The organism is Streptomyces sp. HP-A2021, from assembly GCF_022807935.1.
GTDB classification, from domain to species: Bacteria; Actinomycetota; Actinomycetes; order Streptomycetales; family Streptomycetaceae; genus Streptomyces; species Streptomyces afghaniensis.
Map to the genome: position 1 here is coordinate 6298623 of NZ_CP094344.1, position 23232 is coordinate 6321854.

The following is a 23232-nucleotide window of genomic DNA, read 5'->3' on the forward strand; positions in this document are numbered from 1 at the left end:
AGCCTCCCACGGCGTTGGTGCCTTCCGGCAGACCAGGACGATCGGAGGGCACCCGCGTGACACCGCAACGGGGATGGGCACGACGACTGTGGGCCTATGCATGGCGCCACCCGAAGGACGTCGTACTCGCCCTCGGCTCCTCGCTGGGCGGCATGGCCGTCATGGCCCTCGTGCCGCTGATCACCAAGGTGATCATCGACGACGTCATCAGCGACCACACGCGCTCCATGACCACCTGGGCCGGCCTCCTGATAGCCGCCGCCCTGGTCGTCTACGTCCTCACGTACATCCGCCGCTACTACGGCGGCCGCCTCGCCCTCGACGTCCAGCACGACCTGCGGACCGAGATGTACGGCACGATCACCCGGCTCGACGGCCGCCGCCAGGACGAGCTGTCCACCGGCCAGGTCGTCGGCCGGGCCACCAGCGACCTCCAGCTGATCCAGGGCCTGCTGTTCATGCTCCCGATGACCATCGGGAACGTCCTGCTGTTCCTGATCTCCCTGGGGATCATGGCGTCCCTGTCGCTGCCGCTCACCCTCGTCGCCCTGGCCGTCGCCCCCGCCCTGTGGTGGATCGCCAAGCGCAGCCGCACCCGGCTGCACCCCTCCACCTGGTACGCCCAGGCCCAGGCCGCCGCCGTCGCCGGCGTGGTCGACGGTGCCGTCAGCGGTGTCCGCGTGGTGAAGGGCTTCGGGCAGGAGGAGCAGGAGACCGGCAAGCTCAGGGACGTCAGCCGCAGGCTCTTCGCCGGGCGGCTGCGCACCATCCGCCTGAACTCCGTCTACACCCCGGCCCTCCAGGCCGTCCCCGCCCTCGGCCAGGTCGCGATGCTGGCGCTCGGCGGCTGGCTCGCGGTGGGCGGGCACATCACGCTCGGCACGTTCGTCGCCTTCTCCACCTACCTCGCCCAGCTCGTCGGCCCGGTCCGCATGCTCGCCATGGTGCTCACCGTCGGCCAGCAGGCCCGCGCGGGCACCGAACGCGTCCTGGAGCTGATCGACACCGAGCCGTCTCTCGAGGACGGCCGCAAGGACCTGCCCGCCGACGCCCCCGCGACCGTCGAGTTCGACGACGTCTCCTTCGGCTACGGCGACGACCGCTCTGTGCTCGACGGGCTCTCCTTCGAGATCCGCCCCGGCGAGACCCTCGCCGTCGTCGGCTCCTCCGGCTCCGGCAAGTCCACGGTCTCCCTGCTGCTGCCGCGCTTCTACGACGTCACCCACGGTGCCGTCCTCGTCGGCGGCCACGACGTGCGCGAACTCACCCTGGAGTCCCTGCGGGCCGCGATCGGACTGGTCCCGGAGGACTCCTTCCTCTTCTCCGACACGGTCCGCAACAACATCGCCTACGGCCGCCCGGACGCCACCCAGGAGGAGATCGAGCAGGCCGCCCGCGCCGCCCAGGCCGACCGGTTCATCAGCGAGCTGCCCGACGGCTACGACACCACCGTCGGCGAGCACGGCCTGACCCTCTCCGGCGGCCAGCGCCAGCGCGTCGCCCTCGCCCGCGCCATCCTCAGCGACCCGCGCCTACTGGTCCTGGACGACGCCACCTCCGCCGTGGACGCCCGGGTCGAGCACGAGATCCACGAGGCCCTGAAGGAGGTCATGCGGGGCCGCACCACCCTGCTGATCGCCCACCGCCGCTCCACCCTGAACCTCGCCGACCGCATCGCCGTCCTGGACGGTGGCCGCCTTGCCGACATCGGCACCCACGACGAGCTCCAGCGGCGCTCCGCCCTCTACCGCCGCCTGCTCACCGACCCCGACGAGCTGGGCGCGGTCTCCCCGGGCCACACCCAGCCGGCCTGCCCCGAGGAGGACACCTCCGTCCGGGACGAGCTGGACGCCGAGTTCGACGCCGAGCGCGGGGTCACCCCACGGCTGTGGAGCGGCGACCGTGAGCGCAAGGACCTCGCCCTCGCCGAGAGCCCCGCCACCCCCGAGCTGCTCGCCCAGGTGGAGGCGCTGCCCCCGGCCACCGACGTCCCCGACGTCGACGAGAAGCAGGCCGTCCAGCCGGAGGAGTCCTACGGCCTGCGCCGGCTGCTGCGCGGCTTCGGACTGCCGCTGCTGGTCAGCCTCGGTCTGGTCGCCGTCGACGCGGGCATGGGCCTGCTGCTGCCGATCATGATCCGGCACGGCATCGACTCGGGCGTCACCCAGGTCGCGATCGGCGCCGTGTGGGCGGCGTCGCTGCTCGCGCTGCTGACGGTGGCCGTGCAGTGGGCGGCCCAGGTCGGCGAGACCCGCATGACGGGTCGTACCGGCGAGCGGGTGCTGTACTCGCTCCGGCTGAAGATCTTCTCCCAGCTCCAGCGCCTCGGGCTCGACTACTACGAGCGGGAGCTGACCGGCCGGATCATGACCCGGATGACGACCGACGTCGACGCGCTGTCGACGTTCCTCCAGACGGGCCTGGTCACCGCCTTCGTCTCGGTCGTCACCTTCTTCGGCATCATGGTCGCCCTGCTGGTGCTCGACGTGGAGCTGGCGCTGGTCGTCTTCGCGACACTGCCGCCGCTGATCATCGCCACGTACTTCTTCCGCCGGGCGAGCGTGAAGGCGTACGAACTGGCCCGTGAGCGCGTCTCCGTGGTCAACGCCGACCTCCAGGAGTCGGTGTCGGGGCTGCGGATCGTGCAGGCCTTCCGGCGCGAGCGGGACGGCGGGCGGCGGTTCGCCGGGCACAGCGACAGCTACCGTCAGGCGCGCATCCGGGGCCAGTGGCTGATCTCCGTGTACTTCCCCTTCGTGCAGTTCCTGTCGTCGGTGGCGGCCGCGGCCGTGCTGATCGTGGGCGGCGCGCGGGTCGACGACGGGACACTGGCGATCGGCTCGCTGGTGGCGTACCTGCTCTACATCGACCTGTTCTTCGCGCCCGTGCAGCAGCTCTCCCAGGTCTTCGACGGCTACCAGCAGGCGTCCGTGTCGCTGGGCCGCATCCAGGAGCTGCTCCAGGAGCCGACGTCGACGAAGTCCGCCGACGAACCCCGCGAAGTGCTGTCGCTGCGCGGCGAGATCGCCTTCGAGGACGTGCACTTCGAATACGGCGCTGCCGGTGAGGGCGAGGCGGCCCTCGGCGGGGTCGACCTGCGCATCCCCGCCGGGCAGACCGTCGCGTTCGTCGGCGAGACCGGCGCGGGCAAGTCGACCCTCGTCAAGCTCGTGGCCCGCTTCTACGACCCCACCGGCGGCCGGGTCACCGTCGACGGCACCGACCTGCGCACTCTCGACCTCACCTCGTACCGGCACCGTCTGGGGGTCGTCCCGCAGGAGGCGTACCTCTTCCAGGGCACCGTCCGCGACGCCATCGCCTACGGCCGCCCCGACGCCACCGACGCCGAGGTCGAGGCGGCGGCCCGCGCGGTCGGCGCGCACGAGATGATCGCCACGCTCGAGGGCGGCTACCTCCACGAGGTCGCCGAGCGCGGCCGCAACCTCTCCGCCGGACAGCGCCAGCTGATCGCGCTGGCCCGCGCCGAGCTGGTCGACCCGGACGTCCTGCTCCTCGACGAGGCGACCGCCGCCCTGGACCTGGCCACGGAAGCGCAGGTCAACCAGGCCACCGACCGCCTGGCCGGCCGCCGCACCACCCTCGTCGTGGCTCACCGCCTCACCACCGCCGCCCGCGCCGACCGGGTCGTCGTCATGGACCACGGCCGGGTCGCCGAGGACGGCACGCACGAGGAGCTGCTCGCGCGCGGCGGACGGTACGCCGAGCTGTGGCGGACGTTCATCGGCGCCGCGGAGCCGGAGGAGCCGGTCGGCGCGTCCCGCTGAGCGCGTCCGGGGCGGCGCTTTCGTAACGCTCGCGCAACCGTGCGACATACGTCATGCGTCCGTACACCTGTACGCCGATGGTCGCGGACGACGCGGTACGGGAGGACGACAGTGGACAGTGGAGCGATACGCCGGCGGTTCGCGCTCGGCCTGGCCGTGCTGACCGCCTCCGGCCTGCTGGCCGTCGCGGCGCCGGGCGAGGCGCAGGCCGCCGCTTCCGCATCCTGTCCCGGCCGCAAGGTCCGCACCCTGCCCTTCTCCACCGGAACCGTGCTCGTCTACAAGCGCGGCGGCTACGTCTGCGCCGTCACCGTCACCAGGAAGCCCGGCGTGAAACGGAAGATGTCGGTGAGCGTGCAGGCGCGCGGCAGCCGCCCGGTCGTCGACGAGGGCCGGTTCGCCTACCACGCCGGCCCGGTGATGGTGCACGCCGGCCGCCGCTGCGTATGGCTGAAGGGCAGGGTGGGGCAGGGCTCGGTCAGCTCCGGCTGGATCCTGTGCTGACGCCCGGCGCATAGAGGGTTATCCCCATGTCCCCTGGTGCTGGGGCGAGTTGATCCGCTAGCTTCCGGCGCACATCTGTCTCACAGGGGAGTGCGCATGCGCAAGGCGCTCAGATGGCTGCTGGCGCTCACGGTGCTCATAGGCACGTTGAGCACGGCCGGAGCGGCCACCGCCGCCGAGCCGGAGGCCACCGGCACCGACAGCACCACTGACATCAAGGAAAGGCTGCTCTCCATACCGGGCATGAGCCTGGTCGAGGAGAAGCCGTACACCGGCTACCGCTTCTTCGTCCTGAACTACACGCAGCCGGTCGACCACCGCAGGCCGTCGAAGGGCACGTTCCAGCAGCGCATCACCGTGCTGCACAAGGACGTCTCCCGCCCGACGGTCTTCTTCACCAGCGGCTACAACGTCTCGACGACGCCCCGCCGCAGCGAGCCGACCCAGATCGTCGACGGCAACCAGGTCTCCCTGGAGTACCGCTTCTTCACGCCGTCCCGCCCCGCCCCGGCCGACTGGTCCAAGCTGGACATCTGGCAGGCGGCCAGCGACCAGCACCGCGTCTTCAAGGCCCTGAAGGGCATCTACGGCAAGAACTGGATCTCCACGGGCGGCTCGAAGGGCGGCATGACCGCCACCTACTACGAGCGCTTCTACCCGCGCGACATGGACGGCGTCGTCGCCTACGTCGCCCCCAACGACGTCGTCAACAAGGAGGACTCGGCCTACGACCGCTTCTTCGCGGGCGTCGGCACCAAGGAGTGCCGCGACCGGCTGAACGGCGTGCAGCGCGAGGCGCTGGTGCGCCGCGCGCCGCTGGAGAAGAAGTACGCGGCCTACGCGAAGGAGAACGACCTCACCTTCGAGACCATCGGCAGCCTGGACAAGGCCTACGAGGCGACTGTCCTCGACTACGTGTGGGGCTTCTGGCAGTACAGCCTGCTGAAGGACTGCGACCAGATCCCCGCCGACGCGAAGAACGCCACCGACGACGAGATCTGGGACTCCGTCGACACGATCGCCGGCTTCTCCGCCTACGCCGACCAGGGCCTGACGACCTACACGCCGTACTACTACCAGGCCGGCACGCAGCTCGGCGCGCCGACGATCCACTTCCCGCACATCGAGAAGAAGTACATCCGCTACGGCTACCAGCCGCCGCGGAACTTCGTCCCGCGTGACATCCCGATGAAGTTCCAGCCGTCGGCGATGCGGGACGTGGACACCTGGGTCCGGCACAACGCCCGGCAGATGCTGTTCGTCTACGGCCAGAACGACCCGTGGGGCGCGGAGCCCTTCCGCGTCGGCAAGGGCGCGAAGGACTCCTACGTCATGACCGCCCCCGGCATGAACCACGGCGCCAACGTCGCGGGTCTCGTGCCCGAGCAGAAGACCCTCGCCACCGCCCGCATCCTCGACTGGGCCGGTGTCGCCTCCAGCGCGGTGCAGGCCGACCCGGCGGCGGCGAAGCCGCTGGCGAAGTTCGACGCCAAGCTGGACAAGCGGGACCCGCAGCGTGAGATGACGCTGCGGCCGTAAGGCCGGTGGTTCCTCCGTGTTGCCGCGCCCGGCTGCTCACAGCGGCCGGGCGCACCCCACGGGCCGGTCGCCGCCCAGCCGGACGTACAGGGCGGTCGAGACGGGGCAGTCGGCGCGCCTTTCGACGGCCTCGGTCACCTTGAACTCCGGCTCCTGCCCGCCCTTCCCGTCACACGCGGCCTCGCGGACCTGCCCGTCGCCGGAGCTGTAGACGCAGTCCCCGACGATGGTGCGCGGCCCGCCCCCGCCGCCCGGGTCGCCCGGGTGCGGCGGCTGGAGGTTGCGCATACAGGCGTAGCCCTGCGGCACCGCCCCGTCGCCGTCCTCGTCGGACGAGGGCCGCTGCTCGCTGATGTGCAGCACGAAGTCCGTGGTCGCCGGGCAGCGCGGCCCGTCCCGGACCGTGCCGTCGTGCCGCGCCACGACCCGGGCCGCCGCCCGCTCACCGGCGCACGGCACCTCGGTGAAGCTCGTCGTGCCGAACGAACTGCACTCGTCGACCGCGAGGAACACCGCCCCGTACCCGGACGGCCGGGTCACCGGCGGCGACCCGCCGGCGGCCGACGCCGAGGCAGGCCCGCCCAGCCGGCCGTCCTCCGCGACACCCGACGGGGGACTCTGGCACCCGGTCAACAGCACACCGGCCAGCACCAGCAGCCCCCACACCACCCCCGCCGAACGTGTCTCGCGCATTGCCGTCCCCCCGAGTGCCTTGGCACAGCGTGGCCCGGTGCGGGGGCGCACGCCAGGCACATGGGGCGGTTTGCGCACGTTGGGGGTGGTGCGCCCGGTCCATGGCGTACGTCTAGTACGTCAGCCCGTACCCGATCGGGTACAGCACCTGCTCCGGATCATCCGCCCGCTGCACCGGCACGGGGAGTGTGCCGCGTGGCTCCACCCGTCCCGCGATCACCCGTGCGGCGGCCCGCAGTTCGACGTCGGTCCAGGAGTACGCGGCGAGGCACGCCGGGACGGAGGGCAGCTGGGCCACGTCGTACGGATTGCGGATCGCGACCGCCACGACCGGCTTCCCCGTCGCCACGAGCTGGTCGACCAGCGTCTTCTGGCCGCTGCCCGCCGTGACGTTGTACGTCGCCGCCACCACCGCGTCCGCGTCCCGCGCCGCCGCGACCGCCCGGGCGATGGTCGCCGCGGACGGGGACGTCCCTGTCGACAGGGCGGTGGCGGTGAACCCGAGCCCGGTCAGCGCGGCGGCGAGCACCCCGGTCGGCGGCCCGGTCGTCCCCGACGGCGAGGCAGGATCCGCCCCGACCACCAGCAGCTTGGGGTACCGCCGCCGGGACAGCGGCAGCAGCCGCCCCTCGTTGACGAGCAGGGTGGTCGTCCGCTCGGCGATCCGGTCGGCCGCCGCCAGGTGCGCCCGGGTACCGACGGTGCGGTCGACACCGCCCTGACTGACGTACGGCGCACGGAACAGGCCCAGCTTCGTCTTCAGCCGCAGGATCCGCAGGACCGACTCGTCGAGCCGTGCCTCGGTCAGCTCGCCGCCGCGCACGGCATCCAGGACCGCGTGCCAGGCGAGGTCCAGGTCCGGCGGGTTGAGGAGCTGGTCCACGCCCGCCTTCAGCGCGAGCACCGGCACCCGGTCGTCGCCGTACTTGGTCCGCACGCCCTCCATGCCGAGGGAGTCCGTCACCACGACCCCGTCGTAGCCGAGCCGTTCACGCAGAATGCCGGTGAGGATCGGGCGGGAGAGGGTGGCCGGGTCGCCGGAGTCGTCGAGGGCCGGGACCATCAGGTGCGCGGTCATGATGGAGTCGATGCCCGCGGCGATCGCCGCCCGGAACGGCGGTGCGTCCAGCTTCTCCCACAGCTCCCGGCTGTGCGTGATGGTCGGGAAGCCGGTGTGGCTGTCGACGTTGGTGTCCCCGTGCCCGGGGAAGTGCTTGGCGGTCGCCGCCACCCCGGACCCCTGGTACCCGGCGACCTCGGCGGCCACCAGCGCGGCCACCGCCCGCGGGTCGGCGCCGAAGGACCGTACGCCGATGACCGGGTTGGCCGGATTGACGTTCACGTCGGCCACGGGGGAGTAGTCCTGCCGGATGCCCATCGCCCGCAGCTCACGCCCCGCGATCCGCCCCAGCGTCCGGGCATCGGACCGCGAGCCGCCCGCGCCGACGGCCATGGCGCCCGGGAACAGCGTCGCGGGCCTGCCCACCCGGGCGACGATCCCGTGCTCCTGGTCGGTGGAGACGATCACGGGCAGTCCGCGCGGCAGTTCCAGGGAGGCCCGCTGGATGCCGTTGGACAGATCGGCGATCTGATGTGGCTCGCGGGTGTTGTGCGCCCAGGCGAAGTAGATGATGCCGCCGACCCGGTACTTCGCGACGAGCTCGGCGGCCGTACGGACCCCGATCTCCTTCAGGTTGGCGTCGACGTCGGCCTGGTCGGGGGTGGTGGCGGAGTGGCCGTACACCCGCATCACGAAGAGCTGGCCGACCTTCTCCTCCAGCGTCATGCGCGAGACGAGGGCGCGGAGTTGCTTGTCGTCCGGGGCGCCGGCCGCGTGCGAAGGCCCGGCGGTCGCGAGGGCACCGGCGGCGCCGGCCGTGGCGGCGAGGACGGTGCGTCTGGAGGGCTGTGCGGTGTTTCCCGTGCTTCCCGTGCCGGTGTCGTGCACGTGCGCTCCTTCCGGAGGTGATCCGCTGGGATCCGCTGAAGGAAACTTCCAGAAGGTCACCAATAACCGGGAAGTTTCTGCCAGTCAAGGGAACGCACACTAACCGCACAGGGGCCGCCACCGGCGCGGTTGGAGGGGGACGCGCCGATGGCGGCGGGTGCCGCCGGCCGCGGTACGGCGGAGAGGGTGGTCAGCGATCGCAGCCAGCAGCGAGGGCCGACACCGCACCGTGGTGACTCTCCGGCGGCCTGCGATTGGACGACGGGAGTCCGGGCCGGGTTCCCGGCTCGGGCCGGATTTCCGAAGTCGGTACGGGGGGTGAACCAGGGGTCGACGGGGCGGATGAGCCGCGCCTTCCGGCCACTGCTCGCCGAGCACCCGGCTGCGGGTACCGGGTATTTCGTTCGACGGCCCGGGCCGCGTACGGAAGACTTGCCCGCGTGAGCTTCGCACTGGAAGGACCCGTGCTGGAGGGTGCCCTCGTCCGCCTGGAGCCCTTGGGTCACCGGCACGCCGCCGAGCTGGCGACGGCGACTGAGGATCGGGAGACCTACGCCTTCACCTGGGTACCGGGTGCCGACGAGGTGGGTGCCTACATCGACGCGCAACTCGCCCGCGCGGCGACGGGACGGCTCGCGCCCTACGCGCAGATCTCCACGGCCACGGGACGAGCGGTCGGCGCCACGGCGTACTGGGAACCACGTTCCTGGCTCTCGGACGACCGACTCGACGCGGTCGAGGTCGGCTTCACCTGGCTCGCCCGTTCCGCCCAGGGCACGGGTGTGAACGCCGAGGCGAAGCTCCTCCTCTTCCGGCACGCCTTCGAGGAGTGGGGCGTCTCGCGCGTGGACCTGAAGACCGATGCCCGCAACAGCCGTTCCCGCGCGGCCATCGAGAGCGTGGGCGCCCGCTTCGAGGGCGTGCTGCGCAACTGGTCCCGGTCGTGGGCCCCCGGTGAGGAAGGGCGGCTGCGCGACTCCGCGATCTTCTCGGTGACGGCACCGGAATGGCCGCGGTGCCGAATGCGGCTGGAGGAACGGGTGAACGGGTTCCTCGCACGGTCGTAGGCCGGCGGGGGCGTGGCCTACGACCGTGACGGATCACAGGTGTGCGCGACTCGCGAGGTGGGCGCGACTCACGAGGTGTGCTCGACGAACCTCGCCGCCGTCTCGGCCAGCACCTCCCGTCCGTCCCTCGCCCACAGCCCGTCGTTGAACAGCTCGACCTCGATGGCACCGGTGTAACCCGCGGCCTCCACGTACCGCTGCCACTCCCGCATGTCGATCGAGCCGTCACCGATCTGGCCCCGGCCGGTCAGCACGCCCTGAGGGAGCGGAGTCGTCCAGTCGGCGAGCTGGAAGGTGTGGATCCGGCCGCCCGCACCCGCCCGGGCGATCTGCGCGGGAGCCGTGTCGTCCCACCAGATGTGGTACGTGTCGACCGTGACCCCGACCTGGTGTGCCGGGAAGCGTTCGGCCAGGTCCAGGGCCTGGGCCAGCGTCGACACCACACAGCGGTCGGAGGCGTACATCGGGTGCAGCGGCTCGATGGCCAGGCGGACGCCGTGCCGCTCCGCGTAGGGGCCCAGTTCCGACAGGGCGTCCGCGATGCGTTCGCGGGCCCCGTGCAGGTCCTTCGAGCCCGCCGGGAGCCCGCCCGAGACCAGGACCAGCGTGTCGGTGCCCAGCGTCGCCGCCTCGCCGATCGCCCGGCGGTTGTCGGCCAGTGCCTCAGCGCGCTCCTGCGGGTCGATCGCCGTGAAGAAGCCGCCCCGGCACAGCGTTGTCACCGTCAGGCCCGCGTCCCGGACCAGCTTGGCCGTGGCCTCCAGCCCGTAGGTCTGCACCGGCTCGCGCCACAATCCCACGTTCGTGATGCCCAACTCGCCGCAGGATGCGACCAGTTCCGGCATCGACAGCTGCTTCACCGTCATCTGGTTGATGGAGAAGCGCTCCAGGCGTCCTGGCTCCGCGGTGCTCACTGGTCCACTCCGTACACACTCAGCAGCGTCTTCATCCGCTCCTCCGCCAGCTTCGGGTCGGGGAACAGGCCCAGACCGTCGGCGAGTTCGTACGCCTTCGCGAAGTGCGGCAGCGAACGGGCCGACTGGAGGCCGCCGACCATCGTGAAGTGGGACTGGTGGCCGGCCAGCCAGGCCAGGAACACCACGCCCGTCTTGTAGAAGCGGGTCGGGGTCTGGAAGAGGTGCCGGGAGAGTCCGACCGTGGGGTCCAGCAGGTCGCGGAAGCCCTGCGTGTTCCCCGTGTCGAGGACCCGGACCGCCTCCGCCGCCAGCGGGCCCAGCGGGTCGAAGATGCCCAGCAGGGCGTGGCTGAAGCCCTGGTCGTCGCCGGCGATCAGCTCGGGGTAGTTGAAGTCGTCGCCCGTGTAGCAGCGCACGCCCTGCGGCAGGCGGCGGCGGATGTCGATCTCGCGCTGCGCGTCCAGCAGCGAGACCTTGATGCCGTCGACCTTGTCCGGGTGGGCGGCGATGACGTCCAGGAAGGTGCGGGTGGCGGCGTCCAGGTCCGTCGCGCCCCAGTAGCCCTCCAGCGCCGGGTCGAACATCGGGCCGAGCCAGTGCAGGATCACCGGCTCGGACGCCTGGCGCAGCAGGTGGCCGTAGACCTCCAGATAGTCCTCCGGCCCCTTGGCGACCGCCGCCAGGGCCCGGGAGGCCATCAGGATCGCCCGCGCGCCCGACTCCTCGACGACCGCGAGCTGCTCCTCGTACGCGGCACGGATCTCGGCCAGGCTGTACGGGTAGCCGATCTCGGTGGCCGACAGCTGGTCGGTGCCCACGCCGCAGGCGATCAGGCCGCCGACCGACTTCGCCTCCGCGGCCGACCGGCGGATCAGCTCCGCCGCGCCCGCCCAGTCAAGACCCATGCCGCGCTGGGCGGTGTCCATCGCCTCGGCGACGCCCAGCCCGTGCGACCACAGGTGCCGGCGGAAGGCCAGGGTGGCGTCCCAGTCGACCGCGGCGGGGGAGTCGGGCGAGATGTCCGCGTACGGGTCGGCGACGACGTGCGCCGCCGAGTAGACCGTGCGGGAGGTGAAGGGCGTGCCGGGCGTCACCGGGAGCGGTTCGGTGCGCGGCTCGTAGGTCCGCGACGCCCCGTTGCTGTCCGGGAGTCGGATGGTCACGGCTGGATCTCCGGAACGTCGATACGGCGGCCCTCGGCCGAGGACTTCAGGCCCAGCTCGGCGAGCTGGACACCACGGGCGCCGGCCAGCAGGTCCCAGTGGTAGGGGGCGTCGGCGTAGACGTGCTTGAGGAACAGCTCCCACTGCGCCTTGAAGCCGTTGTCGAACTCGGCGTTGTCCGGGATCTCCTGCCACTGGTCGCGGAAGACCTCGGTGGCGGGGATGTCCGGGTTCCAGACCGGCTTGGGCGTGGCCGAGCGGTGCTGGACGCGGCAGTTGCGCAGGCCGGCGACGGCCGACCCTTCGGTGCCGTCGACCTGGAACTCGACGAGCTCGTCGCGGTTGACGCGCACGGCCCAGCTGGAGTTGATCTGGGCGATCGCGCCGCCCTCCAGCTCGAAGATGCCGTACGCGGCGTCGTCGGCGGTGGCGTCGTAGGGCTTGCCGTTCTCGTCCCAGCGCTGGGGGATGTGCGTGGTGGCGATGGCCTGGACGGACTTCACGCGGCCGAACAGCTCGTGCAGGACGTACTCCCAGTGCGGGAACATGTCGACGACGATGCCGCCGCCGTCCTCGGCCCGGTAGTTCCAGGACGGGCGCTGGGCTGCCTGCCAGTCGCCCTCGAAGACCCAGTAGCCGAACTCGCCGCGCACGGACAGGATCCGGCCGAAGAAGCCGCCGTCGATGAGGCGCTTCAGCTTGAGCAGGCCGGGGAGGAAGAGCTTGTCCTGGACGACGCCGTGCTTGATGCCGGCCTCGTTCGCCAGCCGGGCGAGGGCCAGGGCGCCGTCGAGGCCGGTGGCCGTGGGCTTCTCGGTGTAGATGTGCTTGCCGGCCGCGATGGCCTTCTTGAGGGCCTCCTCGCGGGCGGAGGTGACCTGGGAGTCGAAGTAGATGTCCACGGTCTCGTCGGCGAGGACCGCGTCCAGGTCGGTCGAGACGTGTTCCAGCCCGTGCTGCTCGGCCAGCGCCTTGAGCGCGTGCTCACGGCGGCCGACCAGGATCGGCTCGGGCCACAGCACGGTGCCGTCGCCGAGGTCGAGGCCGCCCTGCTCACGGAGGGCGAGGATGGAGCGGACCAGGTGCTGGCGGTAGCCCATGCGCCCGGTCACGCCGTTCATGGCGATCCGCACCGTCTTGCGTGTCACGTCGTTCCCTTCGTACGCGGTCGTCGCGCCGCGTACGCCCGAACTGGTGAGCGGTACAGCAAGCGCTTTCTATACATGAAGAAGCTAGCCTCTGAACCGCGGTCCGGACAAGACCGTGACCAGGACGAGTTGTTCGAGGGGGCGAACAACCCGGGGTCGGGGGCTTAAGGTCTGCTCGGAACCATGGCCATGGGTTCATGGGAGCCAGGGCGTCGGTTCCAACGGAACGAAGGCCGCAGGTCTGTAGGAACCAAGGCCACAGGTCTGTATGTGTACGAGGGCGACTCTGTATGTGTACGAGGGCGGACGACTAGATGCGCGACCGGAGGACGACGAGATGACGGTGACCCTGGCGGACGTGGCGGCCCGCGCGCAGGTCTCGCCCGCGACGGTGTCGCGCGTGCTGAACGGGAACTACCCCGTGGCCGCATCCACCCGGGATCGGGTGCTGAAGGCCGTGGACGAGCTGGACTACGTGCTCAACGGGCCCGCTAGCGCCCTGGCCGCGGCCACCTCCGACCTGGTCGGGATCCTGGTGAACGACATCGCCGACCCGTTCTTCGGGATCATGGCGAGCGCGATCCAGGCCGAGATCGGCGGGCCGGGCGGTCGCGCGGGCGGGGAGCGGCTCGCGGTGGTCTGCAACACGGGGGGCTCTCCCGAGCGGGAGCTGACGTATCTCACGCTGTTGCAGCGGCAGCGGGCGGCGGCCGTGGTGCTGACCGGCGGGGCGATCGAGGACGCGGCGCACCAGGCGGCGATGGACACGAAGGTGCGCAAGCTCGCGGACGCCGGGACGCGGGTGGTGCTGTGCGGGCGGCCGCCGGCGCCGGAGACCGGGGCGATCGCGCTGACCTTCGACAACCGTGGGGGCGGGCAGAAGCTCACCGAGCACCTGATCGGGCTCGGACACCGGCGGCTCGGCTACATCGCGGGCCCGGAGGAACGGACGACGACCCGGCACCGGCTGGAGGGGCACCGGGCCGCACTCGCCGCGCACGGCATCGAGGAGGACCCTCGGTGGACGGTGCACGGGCGGTACGACCGGCGGTCCGGCTACGAGGCGACGCTGGAACTGCTGCGGCGCGACCCGTCGCTGACGGCGGTCGTCGCGGCGAACGACTCCGTCGCGCTCGGGGCGTGTGCGGCGCTGCGGGACTCCGGGCTGCGGATTCCGGAGGACGTGTCGGTGGCCGGGTTCGACGATCTGCCGTTCAGCATCGACGCGGTGCCTGCGCTGACGACCGTGCGGCTGCCGTTGGCGGAGGCCGGCGCGCGGGCCGGGCGGATCGCGATGGGGCGCGAGGAGGCGCCGCCCGGGGGGATCGCGTCGGTGCGGGGGGAGTTGATGGTGCGGGGGTCTTCGGGGGTGCCGCGGGTCTCCTGACCTCGGCGCCGCTGCCCCTGCACACGGGGAACTACGCCTTCACCCCGAGGAACCCGAACAGATCCGGCACCCCGTCCGGCCCCGCCTCCGCCGTCCGCTCGATGCGCAGCCCCGCTGTCGCGGCCCCGTTGAGCAGGTCGGACAGCGGGACGTGCCAGGCGCCGAGGCGGGCGCGGACGCCCGTGGCGTTCCAGGAGGCGAAGGTGCGGGAGCGGTCGCTGTAGCGGGAGTCGACGACCGTCCTCGACGCGTCTGTGCGGTCGGCGAAGGCGCCGACGAAGCACGGGTGCACTCCCAGATGGACGAAGCGGCCGCCGGGGGTCAGCACGCGGGCGATCTCGCGGAGTACGGCCGGGTAGTCGGGCACGTCCGTGCTGGCCAGGACGCACACCGCGGCCGGCACCGAGCCGTCGGCCAGGGGCAGGGCGGTCGCGTCGGCGACGGCCACCGGCAGGCGGTGGGCGGCGTGGCGGAGCTGGTTGCGGGAGAGGTCCACGCCGACGGGCGTCCAGCCGAGGCCGGCGACGGGGGACGCGTGGGCGCCGGTGCCGCAGCAGACGTCGAGGCAGGTGCTTCCGTCGCCGGGCCCGAGCAGGTCGCCGAGGGTGGCGTGGACACGGCGGATGTAGTCGCCCTCGCCGGTCGGTGACATGAACTCGTTGTACCAATCGGCGTGTTCGTCGTATACGGCCGTCACCTTCGAGGACACCATGTCCCGGACGCTAATCCCCTTCCGTCGGCCGCGAGGGGGTGTTCGCCGCGGGCGTGACGTGACGTACGGACCCTGCCGGCGATGAGTTTCGTGTCGTACCCGGGTCTGCAGTGCCGTCATCGCACTGACGAGAAAAACGGAGTGAGTCCCATGCGCATCGTGATCACCGAGTTCATCAGCCTGGACGGCGTCGTGCAGGCCCCGGGCGGGCCGCAGGAGGACACCGACGGCGGGTTCGCGCACGGTGGGTGGTCGCACCCGTACTTCGACGAGGAGGTGCTGGGCGGTGCCTTCGACGCGGGGCTCGCCCGGGCCGAGGCGCTGCTGTTCGGGCGGCGTACGTGGCAGACGATGGCGGGCGCCTGGCCCGAGCGGGCCGGGGACCCGTTCGCCGACCGGATGAACGCGCTGAAGAAGTACGTCGTCTCCAGCACCCTCGGCGAGGCCGACCTCACCTGGAACAACTCCTCACTCATCCCCGGCGACCAGGCCGTCGCCCGCATCCGGGAGCTGCACGAGGCCGAGGGTGGCGACCTCGCGATGATGGGCAGCCCGACGCTCGTGCGCACCCTCCTGTCCGAGGGCCTGGTCGACGAGCTCCAGCTCATCGTCATGCCGGTGCTGCTGGGCGGCGGCAAGACGATCTTTCCCGACGACGGCGGCAAGCGGCCGATGGAGCTGGTCTCGACGACCACCGCGAAGACCGGCACGCAGGTGTGCGTCTACCGGCCCGCCACCGGGGGCTAGTACCGGAGGTCCTGGACGTCTAGGCTCGACCCCGACGGGAATCTCTGACTGAGTCAAACATCGGGGGTCGTGGCCATGACCGTCCAGGACATCCGCTCCTTCAACCGCTTCTACACGAACGTCATCGGCGCGCTGGACTACGGCCGTCACCTCTACGCGCCCTACACCCTCACCGAGTCCCGCGTGCTCTACGAACTCGCGCACGCGCCGCGCACGGACGCCGCCGACCTGCGGACCCAGCTGCACCTGGACGCCGGGTACCTGAGCCGCATCCTGAACAAGTTCGAGGAGGACGGCCTGGTCGAGCGCGGTCCGTCCGAGACGGATCCGCGCCGCCGCAGTGTCACCCTCACCGAACGCGGCCGGGAGGCCGCCGCGCTCCTCGACGAGCGGGCGCGCGAGACGGTCGGGGCGATGCTGGACACCGTGCGCGCCGAGGACCGGCCGCGACTGGCCGATGCGCTGCGGACCGTCCGGACGATCCTGGGAGAGGGCCGGGCGCCACGCCCCGAGGACGTCGTCCTGCGCGAGCCCGCCCCCGGCGACCTCGGCTGGATCGTGCAGCGCAACGCCGCCCTGTACGCCGCCGAGTACGGCTTCAACCTCGACTACGAGGGCCTGGTCGCCCGGATCGTCGCCGAGTACGCCGAGGACCACGACCCGCATCTGGAGCGGACGTGGATCGCCGGGCTGGACGGCCGGCCGGTGGGGTGCGTCATGGTCGTTCGGGACGACGCGCCGGGGGCCGCCCGGCTCCGGTTGCTGCTCGTCGAGCCGGACGCGCGCGGCCTGGGCATCGGGGACCGGCTGGTCGGGGCCGTCGTCGCCTTCGCGCGCGAGGCCGGCTACCGCGAGGTCGTCCTGTGGACCAACGACATCCTCGCCGCGGCCCGACGCATCTACCAGCGCCACGGCTTCGTGCTGGTCGCGGAGAAACCGCACCGCTCCTTCGGCCAGGACCTGGTCGGCCAGGACTGGCGACTGGATCTTCTCGCAACACCCGAGTGACCAAGGGGAGTCGCCGGCAGGGGTGCCGGGTAGGGTCCGTCCACATGAAGCTGGCGTTCTCCACCCTCGGTGTCCCCGGCCTGCCCCTGCCCGACGTCCTGCGCCTCGCGACCGCGCACGGCTACCACGGCGTGGAGCTGCGCGCCCACCCCGAGGAACCGGTCCACCCCGGCCTCGGTTCCGCCGAACGGGCCGATGTCGCGGCCGAGTTCAAGGGGTCGGGCGTAGAGATCCTGGGCCTGGCGGGCTACGCGCGGGTCGCCGCCCCGGGCGACGACGAGCCCGTCCTGGCCGAGATCCGCTCCCTCCTCGACCTGGCCCGTGACCTCGGCGCCCCGTACATCCGGGTCTTCCCCGGCGGCGACCTGGACCTCCAGACCCCCGAGGAGGCCGACGCGACGGCCGCCCGGCGGCTGGGCACGGCCGCCGAGTACGCGAACGACCTGGGCGTCCGCATCCTCCTGGAGACCCACGACTCGCACCGCACCGCCGCCGACGCCATGCGCGTCCTCGGGCTGGTCGGCCACCGCCAGGTGGGCGCGCTGTGGGACGTGATGCACACCTGGCTGGGCGGCGAACAGCCCTCGGAGACCTACGCGGCCCTCTCCCCGCACCTCGGCTACGTCCAGGTCAAGGACATCGCCTCCGCCGAGGACACGACCCCGCTGCCCCTCGGCGAGGGCGTCCTGCCGCTGGCCGAGTGCGTGGAGGTCCTCTCCCGCCACGGCTGGGACGGCTGGCTCTGCTGGGAGTACGAGAAGCGCTGGTACGAGTCGGCCCCCGAACTGCCCGGCCTGCTGGGCCCGGGCCGCGAGCACCTGAGCCGACTCCTCAACGACTCGGCGTGACGGGGCGCGGCACGCCGACGCCCGGGAGTCCGGGATGGCGGCAGTCCGGTGCGGTCAGATCACGCGGAACAGGTCGGCGGCGGCATGGACGTCGGTGAGGTCCTCCACGGAGCGGAGGTTGTCGCACAGCGCCTCCAGCACCGAGCCGGCCTCGCCGACGCGCGGGGCGCCGACGACCAGGCCGAACACCCGGAAGCCGAGCCGGCGCTTGGCGTCGTTCCAGCCGCGCATCCACTCCTCGGTGACGCCGCAGTCGTCGTCGGTGATCATCACGATGTCGCCGCGCCCGCGGGCGGTGTCGTCGAACTCCTCCTCCAGCAGCTCTCCGGCCGCCGACAGCGGCGTCTGGTAGCTGGTGCCGCCGCCGAGGAAGGTCTCCGCGAAGTCGAGGACCCGGTCCGTCCCGGCGGACCGGCCGGCCGGGAAGCGGAAGACCTGGATCCTGCCGGGGGCGGAGAACAGGATGCCGACGAAGTCACGCCCCGCCTCGCGGGCCTGGTCCAGCAGCGCCAGGGCACACCCCTTGGCCCACGCCTCCCGGGTGATCCCGCCGGGCCCGGCCTCGTACATCGAGTGCGAGGTGTCCACGCACGCGATGACCGCGCCCCGGCCGGTGGCCTGCTCCCCCTGGCTGTCGTAGAGCATCAGCTCACCGGCGGCGTAGCGCACGGCGAACACCGCGCGCAGTTCGGGCACACCGAGGCCCGCCAGCTCGGAGGGGATGACCCGGGAGAGGTCGTCGCCGAGCGTGACGCCGACCAGTTCCCCGGTGGCGTTCTCCACCTTGCGGGCGCGCTCGCCCCTGGCCATCTGCCGGAAGCGGCCGATCAGCTCGGCCCACTGCGCGAGCCGGCCGGTGCGCAGCCGCTCGGCGAGCCGGGCGCGCTGGTCGAACGGCATCCGTTCCAGCTCCCCGGGACCGACGCCCCACGCCCGCAGCAGAGCGGACTCCTGCCGCACGGCCTCGGCCGCCTGCGCCGCCGCGTTCCGCGCACCGGCCCGGACAGCGGGGGCCGTCGCCCCGAGGGCCCGCGCGGCGTCCTGGGCGGCCTGCCGCGCGGCGGCCTCGGCGGCTTCGGCGGTCTCGACCGCCTGTCGTACGGCGTCGGCGGACGGAGCCGGCACGGTGCCGGCCTCACCGGCCTCCTCGGCGGCCTGCCGCAGCGCCTCGGCCACGGCGGACGCCGCCTCTTCGGCGTCCTGCTGCCCCTGCCCCGCCCGCCCGGCCCGTTCCCGGGCCTCGCGGGTGCGCTCCAGCAGCCCCCGCAGTGCGGTGGCCTGGGCGAGTACGGCCATGGCGGCGGCGTAGGGGTCACCCGCCGTCTCCCGGCGCAGCTCGGTGAACCCACGTGACTCCACGAGTGCGGTGACGACCTGGTGGTCGACCAGCCGGGAGGGATCCATCTCGGCGGGCTCGCGCAACCGCGGGCCGGCCTTGTAGGCCGCCAGGAACACGTCGGTCAGGAGGTCCGTGGCGTGGTCGTGGCGCGCGGCCAGCTCCCGGGCCAGCTCGCGCAGTGCGGCCGACTGCTCGTAGGTGTCGCGCCAGGTCATCCGGTCGAACCGGTCCGCGACCACGGCCGCGGTGTGCCGCGCGGGCACGGCGGAGGACAACCTCAGCCACTTCCCGGCCAGGCTCGCCAGCTCGTCCGGCCCGCTCGAAGCCCCCTCCACGGTCCCCCCGGATTCAGAGCTGCGCCTGCACCATGCTCGCGTCCATGCCGAGGGCCTCGGTGAGAACCCGGGCGCGGACGGCGCGCTGGCGGCCGGTGACCCGGTCGATGGCGGCGGTGGAGCGACCGGCCGCCACCGCCTCCGCGCGCAGCTTCTCCAGCCGCTTGCCCGCCGTGGCGAGCTTGTGGTGGGCCTTCTTGATGACCCAGTCGCTCAGCGCCTCGCGGGACTGCCCGGCCATGGCGTCGAGCTGCGCCTCCAGTTCGTCGATGGCGTCGGCCAGGTCGAGCGCCTCCTTGGCGTCGGGGTTGACCAGGTGCAGCACCTCGCGCTCGACGGTGGGCCGGTCGGCGGGGGAGTCCCACAGCACGTGCGTCAGCATCGACAGGTCGGTCTCGTCGACCGCCGGGCGGCCGTCGAGGTACGCGGAGGCCTGGAGCAGCCCCACCGCCTGCCGCCAGCGGCGGTCGGAGGCGACGAGTTCCCTGCGGCGCAGGGCGGCGCGCAGCGTGCACACCGCGTCCACGATCGCGTCCGGGACGTCCACGGCCGGAACGGCTTCGCGCACGGCGTGCTGCAACGCGGCCAGTTCGACGGTGGTCCTGACCGGTGCCGCCGGCTGCCGGACGGCGGACCGTACGAGCGCGGCGAAGTTCGAGGGGTTCTCCAGGTATCCCACCTCGATCCGTACCAGCAGCCGGTCGTAGATCGCCGCCGCGTCGTCCTCACTCGGCAGTTCGTTGCTCGCCGTGATGGCCCCGATGAGAGGGCAGCGGATCGGCTCGCCGCCGTTCTCGGGGTGGTAGAGCCGCTCGTTGAGGTAACCCAGCGTCTCGTTCAGCGCAGCCGTGGAGCACTTGAAGATCTCGTCGATGAACGCGACGTGCGCGGTGGTGGCGCGGCCGTCGTAGACCTGGCGGTACTCGCCCCGGGCCAGCGCGGCGACGTCGATGGGGCCGAACATCCTCGTCGGCGCGGTGAACTTCGACAGCAGGATCTCCCAGTAGGCCGCGTCCTCGATCCGGCCCGTGAGCTCCCGCGCCATCTCGGACTTCGCGGTCCCGGGCGGACCGAGCACCAGCGAGTGCTGCCCGGCCAGCAGCGCCACCACCAGCGTCCGCACGACATCGGCCCGCTCGTAGAACCGCTCCGACATCTCGTCGCCGATCCTCCGCAGCCGCCTGGCGGTGTCCTGCGCGTCCACGTTCAACTCCTTTCCTGCGACACCGTGTTGATCCGACGAGACGGGCCCTGTGACCCGAACCTACGATGAAATGAACGGTAGCCTGGTCCACGATGACGAACGGCGACAGCGGTGACACCACGGCACTCGACGACCCGGTGGGCGAGTCGCTTCGAGGCCGCCACGCGGAGCTCGGCCGCCGGGCCGGCCGGGCCGCCACCTACCTGCCGGGGGTCGCGACCTTCTCGGCGGTACCCGCCGAAGCGAACGCGGCGGACTGGGCCGATCTCGCACGGCTCCTCGGCCGGGACGCGTTCGCCGACATGTTCAGCTGCCCGGCGACCCCGCCGCCGGACTGGGAGCCGGTCTTCGTCCTCGAAGGCCGCCAGATGATCTGGCCCGCCGGCAGCCGGCCCGCTCAGGCCCGTGCCGCGACCGGCGGCACCGACGTGGTCGAACTCGGCGAAGCCGATGTGCCCGAGATGCTCGACCTGGCCGCACGAACCAGACCCGGGCCGTTCTGGCCGCGCACCCGCGACCTCGGCACCTACCTCGGCGTCCGCGACGGCGGCAGGCTGGTCGCCATGGCGGGCGAGCGGCTCCGGCCTCCCGGATGGACCGAGATCAGCGCCGTCTGCACGGACCCCGAGGCACGCGGGCGAGGCCACGCCCTCCGCCTGGTCACCGCCCTCGTCACCCGCATCCTGGCCCAGGGCCAACGCCCCTTCCTGCACGTGGCGGACACGAACACCGAAGCGATCGCCCTCTACGAACGACTCGGCTTCACCAGCCGGAAGCGCGTGACGTTCCGCGGCTTCCGCACCCCGTGACGCTCCCGCGGAAAGTGCGTTGCACCCCCACTGTCCGCATGGCTAGCGTCACCCCCCATGCCCCCGACCCTGCGCACCGCCCGCCTGCTCCTCGACGCCTACACCCCGGAGGACGAAGAGGACTTCGTCGCCCTGTTCCAGGACACCAGGGTCTCCCGGTGGATGGGTGACGGCCCCGCCGCCGAGGCGGACGACCGGGCCCTGTTCGGGCGGATCTTCACCAAGGTCTACGCCCGGGACCTGTTCGACGTGTGGGCGGTCCGGCGCGGTGGGCGACTGGTCGGGCACGCGGAGATCAAGCGGACGGACGCGGTCGACGGTCACGAGATCGTCTACGCCCTGGCCCCGGAGGCCTGGGGCAGCGGGCTCGGGACGGAGCTGGCGGAGGCGCTCGTCAGGTACGGCTTGGACACACTCGGGCTGACCGAGGTGCACGCCACCGTCGCCGCGCAGAACGAGGCCTCCCTGCGCCTGCTCGGCCGGATCGGATTCGCGCACGTCAGGGACGTCGAGGAGGACGACGGCGGTCTCACCCGCGTGCTGACCCGGCCGGCGCGGTGATCTTTCCGAGAATCCGGCAAGAATTTCTTACTTTGCCGTGCAACCCTTCCCGCCCCTCGCGGGTCGTACTTGGTGTCAGGACTTCTGGAGGGGGATCTGGGGGGATCGCGGGGGTTCCTGACGGGAGGGGAAAAGCCGAGGGGGCCCGGTCGACGGACCGGGCCCCCTCGAAACCTTTTCGGGCCTTTCCGGCCTTTCCGGGTCTCATCCGGGGTCTCAGAAGAAGACGCCGCAGCGCAGCAGCACGTTCGCGTACGGCCGTGCCTCGCCCGTGCGGACGATCAGCCGGGCCCGGGCCGACAGTTCCTTGAGCCGCTCGTGCGACACCAGCTCCAGCGACGGGAAGTGCCCGTCCAGGAGCTCCGAAGCCTCCCGGTTCGCTTCCCGTACCTCCTCCGCCGCCGTCGCCCCCTCGACGACCAGCTCGGCCAGCAGCCCCTCCAGCACCTCCGCGAACGCCGGCACCCCGGCCCGGAAGGCCAGGTCCACCACCCGCGGGCCGTCGGGAACGGGCATGCCCGCGTCGCACACCAGCACCCCGTCGCCGTGGCCTAGCTCGGCCAGCGCACCGGCGAGGTGACGGTTCAGTATTCCGGCCTTCTTCACTGCGCAGCGACCTCCGCCGCCGTGGGGAAGGACGCCTGCGCGCCCTCCTTCGTCACGGTCACCGCCCCGACCCGCGCCGCGTACGCGGCCGCCTCCGCGAGGGACTCACCGGCCCCCAGCCGGAAGGCCAGCGCGGCGGTGAACGCGTCACCCGCGCCGGTCGTGTCCACGGCGCTCACCTTCACGGACGGCACCCGGGTGACGCCCTGCGCGGAGGCGACCAGCGCGCCCTCCGCGCCCAGCGTCACCACCACCGACCGCGGTCCCTTCGCGAGCAGGATGCGCGCCCAGTCCTCCGGGCTGTCGCCCACGGCGGCCGAGCCCAGGATCACCTTCGCCTCGTGCTCGTTGACGATCAGCGGATCGCACGCCGCCAGCACCTCCTGCGGAAGCGGGCGCGGCGGCGAGGGATTCAGCACGAAACGGCTCTCCGGCGCCAGGTTCCGTACGACCTTCACCACCGTCTCCAGCGGGATCTCCAGCTGCGCCGAGACCACCCGGGAGGCGTGGAAGAGGCTCCCTGCGGCGCTGACGTCGTCCGGGGCCAGCCGGCCGTTCGCACCCGGCGAGACCACGATGCTGTTGTCCCCGGACGGGTCGACCGTGATCAGCGCGACCCCGGTCGGCGCGCCGCCCACCAGGACACCCACCGTGTCCACGCCGGCCGAGCGCTGCGAGTCCAGCAGCAGCCGTCCGTACGCGTCGTCGCCGACCCGGGCCAGCAGAGCCGTACGGGCTCCGAGCCGGGCGGCCGCGACCGCCTGGTTCGCGCCCTTGCCGCCCGGGTGGACGGCCAGGTCGGAGCCGAGCACGGTCTCGCCGGCACCGGGCCGGCGCTCGACACCGATCACCAGGTCGGCGTTGGCCGACCCCACGACCAGGAGGTCGTAGTCGTACATGAGTTTCTCCCCA

Annotated in this window: 20 protein-coding genes; 10 read left to right on the forward strand and 10 right to left on the reverse strand. The window is 72.2% G+C overall.

Going from position 1 to position 23232, the window contains the following annotated elements; all coding sequences use genetic code 11:
* The first annotated feature begins 56 nt into the window (after positions 1-56).
* The 3 genes from MQE23_RS28495 to MQE23_RS28505 all read left to right on the forward strand — a co-directional run bounded on the left by MQE23_RS28495 (position 57) and on the right by MQE23_RS28505 (position 5828).
* Positions 57-3785: an ABC transporter ATP-binding protein gene (locus MQE23_RS28495; protein WP_243380626.1), complete on the forward strand. Its 3729-nt coding sequence runs from the start codon at positions 57-59 to the stop codon at positions 3783-3785.
* Between the two features lie 111 nt (positions 3786-3896).
* On the forward strand, positions 3897-4289 hold the full coding sequence (locus MQE23_RS28500; RefSeq protein WP_020276748.1) for a hypothetical protein: 393 nt from the start codon (positions 3897-3899) through the stop codon (positions 4287-4289).
* 96 nt (positions 4290-4385) lie between these two features.
* Positions 4386-5828, forward strand: coding sequence for a S28 family serine protease (locus MQE23_RS28505; protein WP_243380627.1), 1443 nt, complete (start codon positions 4386-4388; stop codon positions 5826-5828).
* A 36-nt stretch (positions 5829-5864) separates the two neighbouring features.
* Here the strand turns inward: MQE23_RS28505 and MQE23_RS28510 are convergent, their stop codons facing one another.
* On the reverse strand, positions 5865-6521 hold the full coding sequence (locus MQE23_RS28510) for a hypothetical protein (protein ID WP_020276746.1): 657 nt from the start codon (positions 6519-6521) through the stop codon (positions 5865-5867).
* Positions 6522-6633: 112 nt separating this feature from the next.
* Positions 6634-8469: a glycoside hydrolase family 3 protein gene (locus MQE23_RS28515; protein ID WP_243380628.1), complete on the reverse strand. Its 1836-nt coding sequence runs from the start codon at positions 8467-8469 to the stop codon at positions 6634-6636.
* A 440-nt stretch (positions 8470-8909) separates the two neighbouring features.
* On the opposite strand from MQE23_RS28515, the gene MQE23_RS28520 reads away from it, so the two are divergent.
* Positions 8910-9536: a GNAT family protein gene (locus tag MQE23_RS28520; RefSeq protein ID WP_243380629.1), complete on the forward strand. Its 627-nt coding sequence runs from the start codon at positions 8910-8912 to the stop codon at positions 9534-9536.
* A gap of 68 nt (positions 9537-9604) precedes the next feature.
* On the opposite strand, the gene MQE23_RS28525 is transcribed toward MQE23_RS28520, so the two are convergent.
* The 3 genes from MQE23_RS28525 to MQE23_RS28535 are packed head-to-tail and all read right to left on the reverse strand — an operon-like array spanning position 9605 to position 12764.
* On the reverse strand, positions 9605-10402 hold the full coding sequence (locus tag MQE23_RS28525; RefSeq protein ID WP_243382785.1) for a sugar phosphate isomerase/epimerase family protein: 798 nt from the start codon (positions 10400-10402) through the stop codon (positions 9605-9607).
* Positions 10403-10446: 44 nt separating this feature from the next.
* On the reverse strand, positions 10447-11616 hold the full coding sequence (locus MQE23_RS28530; protein WP_020276742.1) for a dihydrodipicolinate synthase family protein: 1170 nt from the start codon (positions 11614-11616) through the stop codon (positions 10447-10449).
* Complete coding sequence (locus MQE23_RS28535; RefSeq protein ID WP_020276741.1) at positions 11613-12764, reverse strand: Gfo/Idh/MocA family oxidoreductase; 1152 nt, start codon at positions 12762-12764, stop codon at positions 11613-11615. The genes MQE23_RS28530 and MQE23_RS28535 overlap by 4 nt, the downstream gene beginning before the upstream one ends.
* A gap of 337 nt (positions 12765-13101) precedes the next feature.
* Between MQE23_RS28535 and MQE23_RS28540 the strand changes: the two genes are divergently transcribed.
* Positions 13102-14151, forward strand: a complete 1050-nt coding sequence (locus MQE23_RS28540; protein WP_037673292.1) for a LacI family DNA-binding transcriptional regulator — start codon at positions 13102-13104, stop codon at positions 14149-14151.
* Positions 14152-14182: 31 nt separating this feature from the next.
* Here the strand turns inward: MQE23_RS28540 and MQE23_RS28545 are convergent, their stop codons facing one another.
* Positions 14183-14863: a methyltransferase domain-containing protein gene (locus tag MQE23_RS28545; protein ID WP_243380630.1), complete on the reverse strand. Its 681-nt coding sequence runs from the start codon at positions 14861-14863 to the stop codon at positions 14183-14185.
* Positions 14864-15013: 150 nt separating this feature from the next.
* Between MQE23_RS28545 and MQE23_RS28550 the strand changes: the two genes are divergently transcribed.
* From MQE23_RS28550 to MQE23_RS28560, 3 genes are all read left to right on the forward strand, one after another.
* The gene (locus tag MQE23_RS28550; protein ID WP_020276738.1) at positions 15014-15610 is read left to right on the forward strand and encodes a dihydrofolate reductase family protein; all 597 of its coding nucleotides are present in this window, start codon (positions 15014-15016) and stop codon (positions 15608-15610) included.
* A gap of 75 nt (positions 15611-15685) precedes the next feature.
* Positions 15686-16618 (forward strand): bifunctional helix-turn-helix transcriptional regulator/GNAT family N-acetyltransferase, encoded by a 933-nt coding sequence (locus MQE23_RS28555; protein WP_243382788.1) that lies wholly within the window; start codon positions 15686-15688, stop codon positions 16616-16618.
* A 44-nt stretch (positions 16619-16662) separates the two neighbouring features.
* Positions 16663-17466 (forward strand): sugar phosphate isomerase/epimerase family protein, encoded by an 804-nt coding sequence (locus MQE23_RS28560; RefSeq protein ID WP_020276736.1) that lies wholly within the window; start codon positions 16663-16665, stop codon positions 17464-17466.
* Between the two features lie 54 nt (positions 17467-17520).
* Here MQE23_RS28560 and MQE23_RS28565 read toward each other — a convergent pair whose 3' ends face one another.
* Together MQE23_RS28565 and MQE23_RS28570 are read right to left on the reverse strand one after the other, a co-directional pair.
* Positions 17521-19140 (reverse strand): VWA domain-containing protein, encoded by a 1620-nt coding sequence (locus MQE23_RS28565; protein ID WP_243380631.1) that lies wholly within the window; start codon positions 19138-19140, stop codon positions 17521-17523.
* A 13-nt stretch (positions 19141-19153) separates the two neighbouring features.
* Complete coding sequence (locus MQE23_RS28570; RefSeq protein ID WP_037670090.1) at positions 19154-20350, reverse strand: AAA family ATPase; 1197 nt, start codon at positions 20348-20350, stop codon at positions 19154-19156.
* A gap of 86 nt (positions 20351-20436) precedes the next feature.
* On the opposite strand from MQE23_RS28570, the gene MQE23_RS28575 reads away from it, so the two are divergent.
* Positions 20437-21153: a GNAT family N-acetyltransferase gene (locus MQE23_RS28575; protein ID WP_020273583.1), complete on the forward strand. Its 717-nt coding sequence runs from the start codon at positions 20437-20439 to the stop codon at positions 21151-21153.
* Positions 21154-21210: 57 nt separating this feature from the next.
* Positions 21211-21714, forward strand: coding sequence for a GNAT family N-acetyltransferase (locus tag MQE23_RS28580; RefSeq protein ID WP_020273582.1), 504 nt, complete (start codon positions 21211-21213; stop codon positions 21712-21714).
* A 216-nt stretch (positions 21715-21930) separates the two neighbouring features.
* On the opposite strand, the gene rbsD is transcribed toward MQE23_RS28580, so the two are convergent.
* Complete coding sequence (gene rbsD, locus MQE23_RS28585; RefSeq protein ID WP_020273581.1) at positions 21931-22320, reverse strand: D-ribose pyranase; 390 nt, start codon at positions 22318-22320, stop codon at positions 21931-21933.
* Complete coding sequence (locus MQE23_RS28590) at positions 22317-23219, reverse strand: ribokinase (RefSeq protein ID WP_243380632.1); 903 nt, start codon at positions 23217-23219, stop codon at positions 22317-22319. The genes rbsD and MQE23_RS28590 overlap by 4 nt, the downstream gene beginning before the upstream one ends.
* Positions 23220-23232: the final 13 nt, after the last annotated feature.